The following is a 15,374-nucleotide window of genomic DNA, read 5'->3' as shown; positions in this document are numbered from 1 at the left end:
GCCCTCAGCCTGCGCCCGCCTGACCTCTGTCCGGCCTGCCGGAGCAGGTCAGGAACCGTCTCAGATGATTTTGTCGAGCGTAATCGGCAGATCGCGCACGCGCTTGCCGGTCGCATGGAACACGGCATTACTGATCGCCGCCGCCACGCCGACAATCCCCAGTTCACCGACGGCTTTCCCGCCCATCGTGGTCGCCTCAAAATCGGGCTCCCCGACGTTGATCGTGGTAATGCTCGGGATGTCGCCGTTGACCGGCACCAGGTAGTCCGCCAGGTTGTTATTGATCACCCGGCCATTGCGCGGATCGATAATGCCCTCTTCCATCAGCGCCTGACCGACCCCCATGATCATCCCGCCAATCCACTGGCTGCGTGCCAGTTTCGGATTGTAGAGACGGCCACTGTCGAGCGCGGCCACCATGCGTTTTACCCGGATGGTGCCGAAATCCTCATCAACCCGCACTTCCACAAACTGCGCGCTCCAGCTGTGCGCCGAAAACGCTTCGGGACGGCTCATGTCGTTCAGGTTGCGCACCATTTTATCGCGCTCGCTTTGCGACATATCATCCGGGAAGGTGCCGCCAGTGACCGTGAGACTCTCTGCCGGTGCCAGCGTCGCCAGCTGTGCCAGTGAAACCGCCAGCCCGCTGCGCAGAGTGTGCTGCACGGCGTCGCCTTTCAGCGTGAGCTGAGAGGCGGGGGTGCCATTGAGCGGTGACTGTGGCAGCTCGCTGGCCAGCTTCAGCAGCTGCGCGCGCATTCTTTTAGCGGTGTCGTTCACGGCGGCGGTGACGTTACCTGCCAGCTGCGAACCGCCCGCGACGCCGGCGCGCGGTAAGCGGGTGTCACCCAGCTCAACCTCAATGGTGGTGGAGTCGACGCCCAGAATGTCGGCGGCGGTCTGCGCCAGAATTGTGTAGGTGCCGGTACCGATATCTGCGCCTGCACACTGCACCACAAACCGGCCCTGCGGCGTCAGGATGATTTTCGCCTCCGCCGGCAGTTTGTTGACCGGATAGGTGCCGGAGGCCATGCCCCAGCCAATCAGTTCGCGTCCTTCCCGCATTGAGCGCGGCGTCATAATCCGCTTGTCCCAGCCAAACGCCTCTGCCCCTTTCTGATACGCCTCTTTCAGACGGCGCGAACTCCAGGGAAGATCCAGCTGGTAATCTTTATCGGCCCAGTTGCGCAGCCGCAGTTCCAGCGGGTCGATGTTCAGGGCATAAGCCATCTCATCCATGGCTACTTCAAGGCCAAAGGCGCTGGGATTTTCACCCGGCGCGCGCATCCAGCCAGGCGTGACGGTGTTGATCGGGCGCACCTGATGCTGAGCGGAGACGTTCTCCACCGCATACATGCGGGCGGTCACCTTGCTGCAGTTCTCGGCGAAGACGTCAATCAGTGACGTTTCACTGAAGCTGCGCTGGATAATCGCCTGAATTTTACCGTCACGCGACGCGCCCAGCTCCAGCTGCTGCGAGGTAGCCGGACGACCGCCCAGGCCGGTAAAGGTCTGCGGGCGGGTCAGCGACACTTTGATCGGGCGCTTCAGCGCGCGTGACGCCACGCACGCCAGTGCAACGTGGGTGTAAGGCACCGGTTTTGAACCAAAGCCGCCGCCGACGTAAGGCGAGATAATCCGCACGGCTTCGGTGTCAATGCCCATCCACTCGCCGATCTCCACCTGCGCGCCCGCCACCCACTGACTGGGCTCCCAGACGGTGATCCTGCCCTCCTGCCAGTGTGCCACGCAGGCGTGCGGCTCCATCGGCATGTTGTATTCGCGCGGGGTGGTGTAACGCTCGCTCAGGCGCACGTCGGCCTGCTGCATCGCCTGCTCTGCGTCACCCATATCGATATCCTGCTTCGACACCGGTTTCGGCTCCACGCCCTCATCGGTGGCGAAAATCAGGCCTCTGGACGTTTCATACTCAATCTCAACCAGCGAGGCGGCCCAGGTAGCCTGTTCAAAGGTTTCTGCCACCACCAGCCCGATGTTCTGACCATTGTGGATGATCTTGTCGTCCTGAATCGGGGTATAGGTTGACTGCGCTGCGCCACCGTCTGCGATGGCGGTGGGCTTGTTAATCTTCAGAGGGTTCAGGTGGGTGTAGACCGCCAGCACGCCTGTGGCCTGCTGCGCTTTTTCCACGGACATCCGGCTGATACGACCGCTGGCGACGGTGGACTGGATGACCACACCATACAGCGGATTTTCCGGCTGATGCTCGACCGCGTAGCGCGCTTCACCGGTGACTTTCACTTTGCCGTCACCCCGGGAGCGTGCTGCGCCTAATCCCTGAACCGGACTGGCCGTTTCTGGCATAGCCGTGGCGCTGTCGCTGGCGCTGACACTCTGCATGTGCAGCCCCAGGCTGCCCGCCGCTGAGATCGCCGCCGTGGCCTTTAATAAATCCCGACGCACCTTGTCATTCACGTCACTCATGCGGTTTCTCCTGCTGCCATCAGCGCGCGGGCAATGACCCGCGGCGCCAGTTTTACTTTATAGGCGTTGTGAGCCAGCGCCTGCGTCTCCTGCGTGATCAGCTCTGCGGCCTGGAACACCGTCTCTTCATTGAACGGCTGTCCCTCCAGCGCCTGCTCAACCGACCTGACCCGCCAGGGTTTGGTCGCCACGCCACCCAGCGCAATATGCACCTGGCGCATGACCCCATTCTCCAGCGTAAAGCCCGCGGCGGCACTGGCGGCGGCAAATTCGTAGGAGCTGCGATCCCGGACTTTCAGGTAGTGTGAGTGACGAAGGGACGTGGTCTGCGGCACTTCGATCGCCACAATGATCTCATCCTCGCGCAGGTCGTGCTCACGATCGGGCGAATCGCCGGGCAGCAGGAAGAAGTCATCAATCGCGATGCGGCGGGTCTCACCCTGCTGATTCTGCACCACCACAATGGCGTCAAACGCCACCAGCGCAACCGCCAGATCGCCCGGATAGACGGCAATACAGCTGTCACTGGCACCCAGAATAGCGTGGTTGCTGTTGACGCCATCCCGTGCGGCACAGCCGGAGCCGGGGTTGCGCTTATTACAGGCAGAGAAGGTCGCCGGGTCGCGGTAGTAGGCGCAGCGGGTGCGCTGACGCAGGTTGCCTCCCAGCGTCGCCATGTTACGGATCTGCGGCGATGCGGCCTGCCAGAGGCTGCCGTAGATGGCTGGTGCCCTCTGCTGACACTCAGGATGATCGGCCAGCTGGCTCATGGTGACCAGCGCACCAGCCATGATACGGTTTTCATCAAACTGCAGGGTTTTAAGTGTGGTCAGTCCGGTGATGCCAATTAACTGCGGTGGCGTGAAAACCCCACATTTCATCAGATCGAGCTGCGTGGTGCCCCCCGCCAGCAACTGGCTGCCAGCCTGCTGTTTCAGTGCAGCGGCGTCTTCAGGCGACTGCGCTACTTTCCAGCTGAATTCATTCATGCCGACTCCTTCGCCATTTCGGCGGCGGCCTGTTTAATCGCATCCACGATGTGGGGATAGGCGCCGCAGCGGCAGAGGTTGCCGCTCATGTATTCACGGATCTCATCCTCTGACCCGGCATGGCCCTCTTTGATACAGGCGACGGCAGACATAATCTGGCCCGGCGTGCAGTAGCCACACTGAAAGGCATCATTTTCCATAAAGCAGCGCTGCACCGGGTGCAGTTCACCTTCGGCGGAGGCCAGCCCTTCGATGCTGGTCACCTGCGCGTTGTTCGCCTGAACCGCCAGGGTCAGACAACTCAGCACTCTTTCACCATTTATCAGCACCGTGCAGGCTCCGCACTGTCCCTGGTCGCACCCTTTTTTCGTGCCGGTCAGATTAAGATGCTCGCGCAGTGCGTCGAGCAGCGTGACCCGCGGGTCGACCTGCATCTGTTGCGGCTGGCCATTGACCTGCATTGTTAGCGATATTTTTTCCGACATTGTCTGCTTCCCATTGTTGGCGGGCTGAAAGATATAGTTTTTATTGGCTTACTGCTGACGGGATCTGAATCGGGGAATAGCGTGATAACCCTAATCTTTACGCGCGTATCTCTGACTTAAGGTTTAGCAGCTTTTTCACAATCTGGCGCAAGGATTGGGGAAAGTCAGCGTTATCCGAAGCGCTGAGCGGCCGAAATGGACATAGCCGCATGGCTTAAAATATTCTAATGCATTGATTTTTAGTTTTTTTATCAGGACGTCTTTTGAATACAACCCTAACGGCGGCCTGTGTGACTTTTTCAATAAGATTTTCCGGTAACATCTATCCCAAGGCGATTTTCAGGTGTAGTGGCAGGCTGCAAAGCGACGTTGCATCCCACCTGGACAATCTGCCTGTGTGGGGCTGGCTTTGGGACGGTCGCAGTATGTGGTGTCCGGAGTGAATCAGTAAGCTGCTGGAAACTTATGCACGAAGGCGATCGAAGCGGGCAAAATGCTGTTCAATACTGTCACTGGCTTCAAAAATAGACTCTAAGTGATTGCATTGCCTGATGATGCTGCAGAACAGGTTCGGGTTACCACATCCTTCAATAAATGATTTCATCTCCCAGGCATCTGTTAATTCATCTTGTTCTGCAAACAGAAGAGAAACGGGTAATGTCAGGGCTGAAATCTGTCTGGCAGGCTGACGCGGTGTCAGGGCGTTTGCCATATTGACGCTATATCTCCTGACAAAATCTGGCCTTACTGACAGCACTGTTTCAGGAAAGTTAAGCTTAACGGCTAAGCTGGCACCACAGATCATCCCCCTGCTGAGCGCATTCAGGATGAATGGCCACTTGTTGACCGAGGCAAAGGGTGAGGCGGTTTTTCTGAATAGGTTTGCTGGTGCGAAGGGGCCTAACTCGGGGGCAAGCAGAATCAGGCTGTCGGTTTTCTGACAAGGCGTATGGCGCGTGAAGTAATTAATCAGCATGCCTCCTCCGCTGGAATGACCCATAAGATGAATTCTGGCTGAGGGAAAGGTGTCTGCCAGCAACTCAATCACCGTGTCAACATCACGCCAGATTTGTTCAGGATGGGAAATGTGGCCTTCCGGACCTGATGACTCGCCGTGTCCCCGAATATCGACAAGGCAGACACACACGGATTCACGCTGGCTTATCTGACGGGCCGGGATATCGTATCCGGCGTCTGAATTTACGCCGCCACCGTGATAAATCACCAGAACATCGTCAACTTCGCCTGCGGGTTCCCAGGTTCGGATCTGAATCCCGTCTATCCTGCGTGGCAATACCCTCTTCAGCACCGGGCAATGCCGAATTAAGCTGTTTATAGCGATTGTTGAAACCCATAAAGTCAATCACATCAAAATCCATTTCTGATAGTTAAGCCCGCCGGATGCAGGTGATGAAGAATGCCCTATTTTTTGTGAAAAATCCTCGTCACTACATTTTCCACTCACTTTACATCTATCAGCATGCTGTTTCCCGCACCGCAGTAAAACGGCAGATGTCCTGGGAGCTGACGCGACTTCCGGGTGACAGAAAAATATTTTAAATTTCTTTCATCCGTTTTCCCTGCTCATTCGTATTAACAGACAGGGGCACTCTGGCCCTGTCTGCAAACTCAATGAGGAAAGTGAAAATGAAAGCATTCCTGCCAACTCTGATTTTTTCAGCTTTAGTTTTCAGCAGTGCCACTTACGCGGCGAGCATGAGCAGTGACACGGTGATGGTCGGCGGTGCCGCCATGTACCCGTCGAAAAATATCGTACAGAATGCCGTTAACTCAAAGGACCACACCACCTTGGTGGCTGCCGTTAAAGCCGCCGGGCTGGTCCCGACGCTCGAAGGCAAAGGCCCGTTCACTGTTTTTGCACCCACCAATGAGGCGTTTGAAAAACTGCCGCAGGGCACGGTCGACTCTCTGCTGAAACCAGAGAACAAAGAGAAACTCACCAGCATCCTGACCTACCATGTGGTCTCAGGAAAACTGGATATGCAAGCGCTGGAGAAGAAGATCAAAGCGGGTGGCGGCAAGGCCGAGCTGAAAACGGTGAATGGTGCGTCGCTGTGGGTGATGGCAAATGGCCCGCATAACATCCAGCTCAAAGATGCGCAGGGCAATATTGCCAGCATTACAACGTATGATGTCAACCAGAGTAACGGCGTTATCGATGTGATCGACACCGTGCTGATGCCATAACGCATTACCTATACTGTGTGTGGCCACCAGCACGGTGGCCACACCTTTCACAGGGAAGCCGATGACAAAAAATGTGCCCCCGATTCAGGGCGACTTAATGAACCGGATAGCCTGCGGCGACAAAGCGGCACTCGCGCAGCTTTACCGCGTCCTCTCGCCCCGACTTTACGGCATTATTCTGCGGATGGTCAGACGGCGGGACTGGGCAGAAGAGATCCTGCACGATACCTTTATTCAAATCTGGCAGTCAGCAACCTATTACGATGAGCGGCGCAGTGAACCGCACATCTGGCTGAGTCACATTGCCCGTAATCGGGCGATCGATTTCCTGCGTAAACATGAGAACCGGTGCTGCTCTATGGAAGAGATCGGCGAAGCGGAAGCGGGTTTTCAGACATCTCTTCCCGCCGATGAGAGTCATGCAGAGGCGCGGCGGCTTCAGCACTGTATGGCACACTTACCTGCTGAAGAGCGACAAAGCCTCTCGCTCGCCTACTACCGTGGCCTGTCCCAGAGTGAGATTGCCCTCTCCATGAGGCAGCCTGAAGGAACGGTAAAAAGCTGGATCCGACGCGCGTTAACTCACCTTCGGGAGTGCATAGGCCTATGAATGGTCCCGAACACGACGATCTGATGGCGGCAGAATATGTCCTGGGACTCAGCGACCCGGAAACCCGTCTCAGGCTGGATAAACGCCTGACTGAAGATGACGCCTTTGCCGCGGAGGTGCTGCACTGGCAGAAAGCGTTCAGCGGTATCGATCTGACCACCCCGGAGGCCACGCCTCGCGCGGCTGTCTGGCGGCAGATTGAGCGGGATATTAACCGGAAGGCTGCCACCACAAAACTGCCGCTCCGCCATCCCGGCTTCTGGCTGGGCTGGGGCCTTGCCGCGGCACTCTCGGGTCTGCTCCTTTTTACTTACCTGAACAAGCCGGAGATCCCCGAGGCGCAGCAGCCGATTGCGGTTCTTAGTGGCACGCAGCCCAATGCACAATTTGTGGTGACGCTGGACAGGGCCGCTTCGCACCTTCAGCTTTCTGCACTTAACATTACGCTGCCGCAAAACAAAAGTCTGCAGCTGTGGCTGATCAGAGGCAGTGCCCCGCCGCGATCGCTGGGCCTCATCACGCACCCTGACCATAACGTTTTCCCGCTTCCTCCAGGTACGTTAGATCATCAGACGGTCCTGGCGATAAGCCTGGAACCGGTTGGGGGATCAACGTTAAGCGGACCGTCCGGGCCGGTCGTTTTCCAGGGCAAGGTCACGCGGCCTTCATCGCCAGGCGCATGAGGTGATAAGGCCAGGATCAGAGGTCGCTGCTGCACGCCCGATTTTCGATTCCTTAAAGTCTGATGACTGATTTGCAGCGTTTTTACACTTCATCCGGTTCTTTTTACGCCTTTTTTACGGGCTGAACGTTTTAATTAGCGACTCCGGGCGCCTCTGCGCCCATGTTCAGGGAAGTCGTGGATGAAATGTTTTACTAAGCCCTATTCCATAGCGGGAGGCAGCGATGCTGCCGTGGCTGAGCTTGCTGAACAACAGCGCCTGCGTCTTATCTCACCCCGCAAATGGTTCAGAGATGCCATTGAGGTGAATACGGATCCGGCGCTGCTCAACACGCGCCTGATTGCGCAGTGGCTGGGCGCAACCCTCCCGGATGCCCGCTCACTGACGCTGGCGCTGAACAGCAGCCTCTGTTTTGGTCTTTACCGCAATGGCCGGCAAATCGGTTTTGCCCGGGTCGTGACCGACATGGCGGAAACCTGGGTGATCAGGAATCTGTTCATTTCGCCCGAGTATCGTTTCGTCGGGCTCGGCTCATGGCTGCTGCACTGTTGCCTGTCGCATCCCGGTGCCAGAGCCTGCCGTAATATCATCGCCATGGGCGAGCCCGTTCCGGACTTTTTCGAACGCAACGGATTTATGGCTTTTCCCTCATTACCCGGCGTCTACGTGACGACGCTGCATGACGGGAATCACACCCCGGTTTGCACAAACAGCGCCAGCAGGCATTAGGCCGTCGGGGCGCACACGCATGAGCGGTTTTCTTCAGTTTATTCTCCGACCTCCGATTAACAGCGACAGGCTGCGCGGCGCTTTTGCCTGCCTGCAGCCGGTCCTTAAGGAATACATCATGTCAGGCCTGATCCTTGTTTCTCATAATCAGTGTCAACGTTCGACGCTTACAGCTATCTATGACGGCATTCTTTCCCGACAGGGAGGACTCTGGATTAGCTGGGATGGCAAAAGCAGCGTCATCCCTGACGATGCACCAAGATCCTGCGCCGTGCAGCAGACAGGCCAGTATGAAACCGTTACCTTCCCGATGACGCCGGGCGAGCTGAATGAGGGGTATCGCCATTATATTCACAAAGGACTCTGGCCCGTTTTTCATCAGCGCCCCGACATGGCCCGGTTTTCCACCAGCGGCTTCCAGGCGTATAAAAGCCTCAACAAAGCCTTTGCGCGCGCGATTTGTGAAAACATCACGCCCGATGATGTTATCTGGATTCAGGATTATCACCTGCTTGGCTGTGCCGCTTTTCTCCGTGAAGAGGGGCTGACCCAGCCCGTGGGTTTTTTCCTGCATCAGCCTTTCCCCGCGGGCAGAATATTTGAAACCATTCCTGAATGGCGCTGGCTGACAGAGTCGCTGTTGTGTTGCGATCTGATTGGCTTTCAGACCGTGCAGGATATGAATAACTTTATCGTCTGGCTGGAGGGGGAATTCCGGACTGAACGCCTGGAGTCGCACTGTTTTCGTGTTCACGGCCGGATTATCAGGGTGGGCGTATTTCCGGTGGGGATTGACCTGGATGATGTCCAGGCTCTGCGCGAGAGCAACAGCTGTGCCTTTATGGAGATGCAGTGCCGCGACAGCCTGCCGGAAAAAAGAGTGCTCAGCGGCGGCCATCTTGATGAGAGTTCAGGCCTGCCTTACCGAATCAGCACTCTTGAAGTGTTGCTGCGCAGACATGACTGTTATCAGAAAAACATTACGCTGCTGCAACTGGCCTCACCGGCAGCCGGACACGAACATGATGCCTCCGCAGTGGGCCAGGCACTGGAGGCGCGCTGCGGAGAGTTTAACGGGGTACATGGCGCCATGAACTGGTATCCGGTGAACTATCTGACGCAGGCTTACAGCCGCGAGGAACAGGCCGGGATCTATCGTGCCTCACGCGTGGCGCTGGTGACGCCATTAATGGCGGGCATGAGCCTGATGGCCAAAATGTATGTCGCTCTGCAGGACCCGAATAATCCCGGTGTGCTGATCCTCTCCCAGTTTGCCGGTGCAGCCGAGCAGCTGGAGGGGGCCATCACCGTTAACCCTTACGATCCTGACGGCATGGCCAGTGCGGTACATACTGCATTGCAGATGCCGTTACGCGAACGGCGAAATCTGCATGCCCGTCTGATGAACATCCTGCATATACACAACAGCCATGCCTGGGCCGGGTCCTTTTTGCGTATGCTGATTAACGTGCCGGATGAACCGGCGTCACTGCCGCCACCAACGGTTTTTCCACGCCTGAGCAGCAGCCGGGCGAGGTACTGAATCAGCGCTATCTCCACGTCCGGGATGATGCGCCTGTATGCATCAACGCCTGTCGCCGGAATAGAAGCAGAGCAGGCTTTTAACCGCTTTTATGCGCAACGTTTTCCAGCTCTTCACGGGTTGGCCCCTGAAACCAGAATGAGCTTATGTGACAGCTTCGCGGTTGAGTCAGCACAAAGTGAATTGTCTCCCACACAGAGCGTCCATTCATCAGGCGCTCTCCCATTCTGGAGCCGTCGTCGACAAACGGCTCAAGCCCCGTCAGTTCAAAATCCGGCGGATAAAGACCCGTAACACGAATGTTTTCTTCGGAAAGCTGCTGGGACAGTTTAGTGGTGAAACCGCTCAGACCCTGTTTACTGGCAAAAAAAGCAGGATGCGCAATGGAGTTCGTAAAACCCGGCATGCCGCGATAGTTTGTATGTTCTCCTCCTGCCGGGCGCTAAACTGACTTCGGCACCCTTTCGCGCCAGCCACACGCAAAGTACCTGATCAAATACCCTGCCACCGCCTGTAATGACCGCTCTTTTTCCTCTCAGCGCGTCGTCCAATTCCATCACCGCATCCACCGGCGGCACCGCGTCGGGATTCGCAGGCGTAATGGTCAGCCGCTTCACGTCGTTGCGTGCGGCCAGCGGTTCCAGATAGCTGCCGATGGCATAGGCCACCATCACTGCCTGCGCCGCCTCTTTAATACGCTGGCGCAGCAGGACTTCGCGGTAGATGCTCTCCTGCAGGTTTTTCACAATCGGTTCAAATTCCAGCGCCAGCACGCGGCGCATGGCGGCCTGTTCATCCTTCGGATAAAGCGTAATCAGCGCCTCTTTGCGCTCAGCCAGCAGCGTTTCAAAGTTCGGCACCTCAATAACCTGCGGCGCGGGCAGCTGAGAAAGGTCAATTACCGCCACTGTTCACCCCCACTGGCACAGACATAGCAACCGGCGAGCCGTCAGCGCGCTGGCCGGTCAGATCAACCTGCATAGAGCCGACCGCATTGCGCGTGATGTTTACCGAGGCCAGCCGTATGCGTGGCTCCCAGCGGCTCAGTGCGGTATAGGTGGCAGCCATTATCTGCAGTTCGGTAGCGGCGTTCTGCGGCCAGTCAATCATTGCGGACAACATCGAACCGTAATCACGCCGGGCAATGCGGCTGCCTTCCGGGGTGATCAGGATGTCGCGTATGCTTTGCCGGATGTGATCGATGTCGGTAATGGCTTTGCCGGTGTCGCGGTTCATGCGGAGGTACATCATTGCGGGCCTCCTGACATATCGCTGCCACTCTTCACTTTGTTGTGTAAGTGCTTATCAGCAATTACGCCGTTAGAACTCATTGAGCCACCGCCGTGTGTCACATCGCCGTTCATAGTGATATCACTGTTGATCCGTGCCTGGCTGGCTTCTATCCCCAGCGCGTCGGTTATCAGCTGAATGCCGTCCGCCGCCTCAATGCGCACGCTTTTAATATTCTTTATCAGCAGCAGGCCGTTTTCCGGCTCGTACTGAAACCAGCCGCCGTCCTTAAACACGGTGGTGGTGCCATCTTCTGAATAGTCGGGCCACAGGAAGGCTTCGGAATAAATGGCGGGCAGCGCAAAGGCGGTTTCAAGATTGCCGCCCAGGCTCAGCAGCACAACCTGTTCCCCAACGGTAGGCTGCCACCATGTGCGGGTGCTACCGGCGCGCAGGGTGAGCCAGTTAATCCAGTTGGTTTCAAGATCGCCCGTTTTCACCCGGCACAGCCAGTTCACCGGGTCCACTTCGGACATGGTGCCGGTGCGGATCAGGTTGGTGATGAGGCGCATGATTTCGGTGAGTTGATTGTTCATACATTAATCATATAGTTAAGGAACATGAAAGAAAATGCTTACACATTGTTTGATTGATGATACAAGAGCATTTCCATACATTAGGTTTTCTTTCTCTTTTGCAAGGATGAATTGATGAAACAGACTCACCACACTAATTGGACATCTCTAGAAAATTGCAGAGCTTTGATGTTTTTTACGCAACTGATGGAGGAGTTACTTTTCGATTATAGTCATAGCACCTATAAACCCTCGATAATGAACACGCCCGGATTATGCAATGAAGCGTTGAGTGCAATACGGGATATAGAGAAAGGAAGCATAAATCCAGCTCATATAAACCATATAATAGATGAGCTTACTTACAGTCTGAGAGACGATGACGTCGCGCAGAGTCTTTTAACGTCCCCTTTAGGCTCAATTCTAAGTGAGCTAAATCAGCAATCATTGAACCTAAGAGACTTAGAAGTCACTCTTGAATTGCTAAAAATACAATTAAACACACGTCTTTATGAGCAGGCTTTGTTTAAGGGACTAAAAGAAGCAATAACCACAGGATACGATACTAAAAATATCCGAAAGTTAACCAGACTCACTGTCACTCATTTGATTTCAAGAGGAATTAGTCAGGATTTCATAAGAGATCAGATTAAACAAAACTTTCGTTCAAAATCAAAAAATGTCACATCAAACGAAGATATCAATAATTTCTTAGGTTCTATACCTCAAGAACCAACTGAATATGATGTTTATTTTATTGTCGACAATTCATTAAAACATGCCTTGCAATACTTTGAAAGATTCGACATTGAAATACTAGACACAGCCCCAACTAACTTAGCAGATGAGAAGTTTTTCAAAACTAACAATCAGCGATTTATTCTGGTAGCTAGGAAAGTAAAAGCGTTTGACCCTTACGCGGCTAGAAAAATTGCCGAAGGAGGACTTAAGTTTTCATCAACTCTTATGTCACTCTATCATCATAAGCAAGAAGCCACTTGGTCGAGTGAAAATATTGTCGCCTCTGAAACACAAACTTACATTATCAGGGCCAACATCAATCCTATGCATCGTTGTAAAGATTTAGTTCCAGAAGCAGCAAATAAAAGAATTCAAGACTTTATCTCTAACTTTAACATGAAAAAAGATTCCTTTTCCAAATTCATACGAAGTGCACAATTGCATTCAATGGCTTTAAGAACTAAAGATGTTGAAAATCAGATATTAAATCTTTGGATAGCCTTAGAATCACTAGTGCCTGATGACTCTAAAGATGAAAAAACCAACACAATTCAGCATATAGTCGATTCGATGATTCCATTTCTAAATCATGGCTATATTGATGGACTTATAAACAATCTTATCAAGGATCTCCTTCGCTGGAACTACCAAAGCACAACCAACCTTCTTAAATTAACCGGAAATGATAGTTATACAAAGTCGCTATGTTTGATTTTTTTCTCAGAAGAACACCAAGCGGCTTTAATTGACTTTCGTCAAAAGCTTAATAGCTTTCCTTTATTGATTGACAGATTTGACCATATTCAAGATCTCACATCCTCACCTGAAAAAATAATCAAAGCCTTAGAGAATCACGCAAAACGGATTGAATGGCAGATAAAAAGAATCTATAGAACAAGAAATATAATTGTCCATACAGGAAATACCCCACCTAGAACTGGTATACTGGTCGAACACACTCATGACTATCTTGACACGGTTTTTAACCTGCTCATAAAACTTGCATCGAATCCAATTCAAATTCTTTCCGTGCCTCAAGGCTTTAAATATGTTCAAATGGAATATAAGATGAGAGCCAAAAAACTCTCTAAAAATAATTTGACTTTTGATAGCAATAACATCCTGAGTTTAATATTTTCTCACTAACCATCATGCTATGTTCTCTGGCATGACAACCAAGCTATAAGAGCGCTATTGATTGAGTTAGTGACTTTATGATTTAACCCAATCAATTGGCGCACTTTCACTTCAATTTTACTACGGCTAGTTATTTTTTCTTCCAAGACAAAACGATGAATTTTTACAATCCGTTGCAAATTGCCTTTAAAACTAACTTCTGAGTGATTAATTGTTACCTGAATTTTAAAATAGTTTGCCATTTTTAGCTTCGCGCACATCTCCCCAACCGATACGCTCCTTTTTGCTGCGGGCTGTTACGCGGCGCAGCTCCCATGCGGTGCCGTCCGGTAAACTCTGCGCGATGATGTTTGCCTGCTGAATCCGGCGCACGGCGCATGCCACCTCGCGCAACATTTAAGTGGGGCCGCTGGTTCCAGCTTCGACAGCCAAAGAGACACCTTTTCGTTAGTGCTATTTCAGTCGACAAGCCGTGTGGAAAAGGTTTGAAAGTATGCCCAACATTTTTTCATGACGGCACGGCATAATAATAAAATAGTTTTATTCGATTTTGTACATGATGACAAAAAATTCACTGAGTGAATGCTATGCTTGTTAAATATTAAGTAGCTAATTATTATCAGGTTATTGATATGAGACTTTATTTTTTACCGCTGATTTAGTCGCTGGCTGTCATTTAAGTATCATGATTATGTTTTATGTAACACCTGGAAATAACGCTACACGCTATAAAAACGAATGAAACATCAAAATCAGATTTTGTGAGTATATTTCCAGACGTGACTTACGGTAGTTTAAGTTACAACGACTTAATACCTGCTTTACGCAATGCGTTTCCGGTTTTGTTAATGCGTTCAGGATTATTCTGAAAAAGGAAGGTGCCCGCTTTGTCAGTGATGACCCTGACCGCGCCGCGCCAGTCATATAATCTGAATAACCATACACTGTAAGTGACTTAATAAAATTTCATGGCAGACATGCTTATTAACCGGCTCCTGCCTGCTATGGCTTATATCGCGTGTTCTGCGCTCAGATTTATGATTGTTTTTCCCATGCGCTGTGCTCAACTCAGAGCTGACAGCGTTCCATTACTCAAGCTAAGAGGATTTATTATGTCGGCATCTGTGATTAAAAACGCGCTTAAAACGACAGCTTTAGCAGCAGTCGTCATGGCCGGTTTACAGGGCGCTTCGTTTGCCAAAGAGCAGCCTTCTCAGATAACCCCTGATTCAGCTTCAGCCGGAAGCGTGTCTGTAAAAAAACCGGGGGCTTCTGTTGATGCAAGCGCGGTAAAACTGGCCGCCTGGCATCACCATCTGGAAATTAACAAAAGCTGTGACGATCCGTCACTGGGTGTGGGTTGCGGAGATGGCGACGCATAACCTCTGAAAAGTGCAGACACCTTGCAGAGGTGTCTGCACTGATGTGCATCAGATAAAACATTCTGCCTTCGGCCCCTTCGCCTCACTCCATCATTTACGCCGGCCTTGTCAGCATCTTAAATTCGTACTGAGTGTTATTTCAGAAGTGCTCAGCGAAGAAACGTCATCCGCGATTATAAAAAAATCCTCGCTATAAATGTCATATCCTGGCGAAAAGTGGTCTTTTGCTAATTTACCAAAAAATAAAGTGAGTATGCTTTGCGGGTCGTTTTAATGAAAACTAACACAACAGGATGGATGAGATGAAACAGGTCAGGATTTACACACTCAAAGACAGACAGTCAGCAGAAATTTATTTCCGTACACACTGGCCCCGGCATATGATTTCTCTTCCCGCTTTTAATATATATGTCAATCATGTCTATCTGAGTGATGAGTGTCAGGTCATTGCCACCGTGACCTATCAGGAGGGAGCTGACATGCAGGCTATAAATCAGGAGTATATGACCAGCGAGGCCTTCAGGTCTGACATGAAAGGTTTCGACATGTCCTCAATCCTCCGGGTAGAGGAAATCAGCATTAAAGAAGCCCTTTTCTGACTTCGCGATTTTCTCAGC

14 protein-coding genes and 2 pseudogenes are annotated in these 15,374 nt (G+C 52.6%); 8 read left to right on the top strand and 8 right to left on the bottom strand.

Going from position 1 to position 15,374, the window contains the following annotated elements; translation table 11 throughout:
• Nucleotides 1-60 precede the first annotated feature (60 nt).
• The 4 genes from AC1V0D_RS13810 to AC1V0D_RS13795 form a co-directional block, all read right to left on the bottom strand.
• Nucleotides 61-2,445: a xanthine dehydrogenase family protein molybdopterin-binding subunit gene (locus AC1V0D_RS13810; RefSeq protein ID WP_482907597.1), complete on the bottom strand. Its 2,385-nt coding sequence runs from the start codon at nucleotides 2,443-2,445 to the stop codon at nucleotides 61-63.
• Nucleotides 2,442-3,434, bottom strand: coding sequence for an FAD binding domain-containing protein (locus AC1V0D_RS13805; protein WP_482907596.1), 993 nt, complete (start codon nucleotides 3,432-3,434; stop codon nucleotides 2,442-2,444). Before AC1V0D_RS13805 ends, AC1V0D_RS13810 begins: the two co-directional genes overlap by 4 nt.
• Nucleotides 3,431-3,895, bottom strand: coding sequence for a (2Fe-2S)-binding protein (locus tag AC1V0D_RS13800; protein WP_009092803.1), 465 nt, complete (start codon nucleotides 3,893-3,895; stop codon nucleotides 3,431-3,433). The genes AC1V0D_RS13805 and AC1V0D_RS13800 overlap by 4 nt, the downstream gene beginning before the upstream one ends.
• A 487-nt stretch (nucleotides 3,896-4,382) precedes the next feature.
• Complete coding sequence (locus AC1V0D_RS13795) at nucleotides 4,383-5,282, bottom strand: alpha/beta hydrolase (RefSeq protein WP_482907595.1); 900 nt, start codon at nucleotides 5,280-5,282, stop codon at nucleotides 4,383-4,385.
• 284 nt (nucleotides 5,283-5,566) lie between these two features.
• On the opposite strand from AC1V0D_RS13795, the gene AC1V0D_RS13790 reads away from it, so the two are divergent.
• The 5 genes from AC1V0D_RS13790 to AC1V0D_RS13770 all read left to right on the top strand — a co-directional run bounded on the left by AC1V0D_RS13790 (nucleotide 5,567) and on the right by AC1V0D_RS13770 (nucleotide 9,692).
• Entirely contained in the window at nucleotides 5,567-6,127 is a 561-nt protein-coding gene (locus AC1V0D_RS13790; RefSeq protein WP_167431785.1) for a fasciclin domain-containing protein, read from the top strand.
• A gap of 61 nt (nucleotides 6,128-6,188) precedes the next feature.
• Nucleotides 6,189-6,737, top strand: coding sequence for a sigma-70 family RNA polymerase sigma factor (locus tag AC1V0D_RS13785; protein WP_058957062.1), 549 nt, complete (start codon nucleotides 6,189-6,191; stop codon nucleotides 6,735-6,737).
• On the top strand, nucleotides 6,734-7,420 hold the full coding sequence (locus AC1V0D_RS13780) for an anti-sigma factor (protein WP_482907594.1): 687 nt from the start codon (nucleotides 6,734-6,736) through the stop codon (nucleotides 7,418-7,420). The genes AC1V0D_RS13785 and AC1V0D_RS13780 overlap by 4 nt, the downstream gene beginning before the upstream one ends.
• Nucleotides 7,421-7,600: 180 nt before the next feature.
• Complete coding sequence (locus AC1V0D_RS13775) at nucleotides 7,601-8,149, top strand: GNAT family N-acetyltransferase (protein WP_482907593.1); 549 nt, start codon at nucleotides 7,601-7,603, stop codon at nucleotides 8,147-8,149.
• Between the two features lie 118 nt (nucleotides 8,150-8,267).
• On the top strand, nucleotides 8,268-9,692 hold the full coding sequence (locus AC1V0D_RS13770; protein ID WP_482907592.1) for an alpha,alpha-trehalose-phosphate synthase (UDP-forming): 1,425 nt from the start codon (nucleotides 8,268-8,270) through the stop codon (nucleotides 9,690-9,692).
• 533 nt (nucleotides 9,693-10,225) lie between these two features.
• Here AC1V0D_RS13770 and AC1V0D_RS13765 read toward each other — a convergent pair.
• From AC1V0D_RS13765 to AC1V0D_RS13755, 3 genes and pseudogenes are all read right to left on the bottom strand, one after another.
• Nucleotides 10,226-10,600, bottom strand: a pseudogene (locus AC1V0D_RS13765) (baseplate J/gp47 family protein); the annotation flags it as partial.
• Entirely contained in the window at nucleotides 10,587-10,943 is a 357-nt protein-coding gene (locus AC1V0D_RS13760) for a GPW/gp25 family protein (protein WP_482907591.1), read from the bottom strand. The gene AC1V0D_RS13760 and the pseudogene AC1V0D_RS13765, both read right to left, overlap by 14 nt.
• Entirely contained in the window at nucleotides 10,940-11,518 is a 579-nt protein-coding gene (locus AC1V0D_RS13755; RefSeq protein ID WP_482907590.1) for a phage baseplate assembly protein V, read from the bottom strand. Before AC1V0D_RS13755 ends, AC1V0D_RS13760 begins: the two co-directional genes overlap by 4 nt.
• 114 nt (nucleotides 11,519-11,632) lie before the next feature.
• On the opposite strand from AC1V0D_RS13755, the gene AC1V0D_RS13750 reads away from it, so the two are divergent.
• On the top strand, nucleotides 11,633-13,384 hold the full coding sequence (locus tag AC1V0D_RS13750; RefSeq protein ID WP_482907589.1) for a hypothetical protein: 1,752 nt from the start codon (nucleotides 11,633-11,635) through the stop codon (nucleotides 13,382-13,384).
• Between the two features lie 8 nt (nucleotides 13,385-13,392).
• On the opposite strand, the pseudogene AC1V0D_RS13745 reads toward AC1V0D_RS13750, so the two are convergent.
• A pseudogene (locus AC1V0D_RS13745) lies at nucleotides 13,393-13,771 on the bottom strand (phage virion morphogenesis protein).
• Nucleotides 13,772-14,343: 572 nt separating this feature from the next.
• Here AC1V0D_RS13745 and AC1V0D_RS13740 point away from each other — a divergent pair.
• A complete protein-coding gene (locus tag AC1V0D_RS13740; RefSeq protein WP_482907588.1) occupies nucleotides 14,344-14,757 on the top strand; it encodes a hypothetical protein in 414 nt (137 codons plus the stop codon).
• Nucleotides 14,758-15,059: 302 nt separating this feature from the next.
• Nucleotides 15,060-15,356: a hypothetical protein gene (locus AC1V0D_RS13735; RefSeq protein ID WP_337021660.1), complete on the top strand. Its 297-nt coding sequence runs from the start codon at nucleotides 15,060-15,062 to the stop codon at nucleotides 15,354-15,356.
• Nucleotides 15,357-15,374: the final 18 nt, after the last annotated feature.

The sequence above is a fragment of the Pantoea sp. PA1 genome, assembly GCF_056856975.1.
This window is presented reverse-complemented; position numbering and strand designations above follow the sequence as displayed.

Excerpts from the sequence above, each read along its gene's own strand:
- AC1V0D_RS13810 (WP_482907597.1), bottom strand. The coding sequence starts at position 2,445 with ATGAGTGACGTGAATGACAAGGTGCGTCGGGATTTATTAAAGGCCACG.
- AC1V0D_RS13785 (WP_058957062.1), top strand. The coding sequence starts at position 6,189 with ATGACAAAAAATGTGCCCCCGATTCAGGGCGACTTAATGAACCGGATA.
- AC1V0D_RS13770 (WP_482907592.1), top strand. The coding sequence starts at position 8,268 with ATGTCAGGCCTGATCCTTGTTTCTCATAATCAGTGTCAACGTTCGACG.
- AC1V0D_RS13775 (WP_482907593.1), top strand. The coding sequence starts at position 7,601 with ATGAAATGTTTTACTAAGCCCTATTCCATAGCGGGAGGCAGCGATGCT.
- AC1V0D_RS13800 (WP_009092803.1), bottom strand. The coding sequence starts at position 3,895 with ATGCAGGTCAATGGCCAGCCGCAACAGATGCAGGTCGACCCGCGGGTC.
- AC1V0D_RS13780 (WP_482907594.1), top strand. The coding sequence starts at position 6,734 with ATGAATGGTCCCGAACACGACGATCTGATGGCGGCAGAATATGTCCTG.
- AC1V0D_RS13805 (WP_482907596.1), bottom strand. The coding sequence starts at position 3,434 with ATGAATGAATTCAGCTGGAAAGTAGCGCAGTCGCCTGAAGACGCCGCT.
- AC1V0D_RS13755 (WP_482907590.1), bottom strand. The coding sequence starts at position 11,518 with ATGAACAATCAACTCACCGAAATCATGCGCCTCATCACCAACCTGATC.
- AC1V0D_RS13760 (WP_482907591.1), bottom strand. The coding sequence starts at position 10,943 with ATGATGTACCTCCGCATGAACCGCGACACCGGCAAAGCCATTACCGAC.
- AC1V0D_RS13750 (WP_482907589.1), top strand. The coding sequence starts at position 11,633 with ATGAAACAGACTCACCACACTAATTGGACATCTCTAGAAAATTGCAGA.
- AC1V0D_RS13740 (WP_482907588.1), top strand. The coding sequence starts at position 14,344 with ATGGCAGACATGCTTATTAACCGGCTCCTGCCTGCTATGGCTTATATC.
- AC1V0D_RS13735 (WP_337021660.1), top strand. The coding sequence starts at position 15,060 with ATGAAACAGGTCAGGATTTACACACTCAAAGACAGACAGTCAGCAGAA.
- AC1V0D_RS13790 (WP_167431785.1), top strand. The coding sequence starts at position 5,567 with ATGAAAGCATTCCTGCCAACTCTGATTTTTTCAGCTTTAGTTTTCAGC.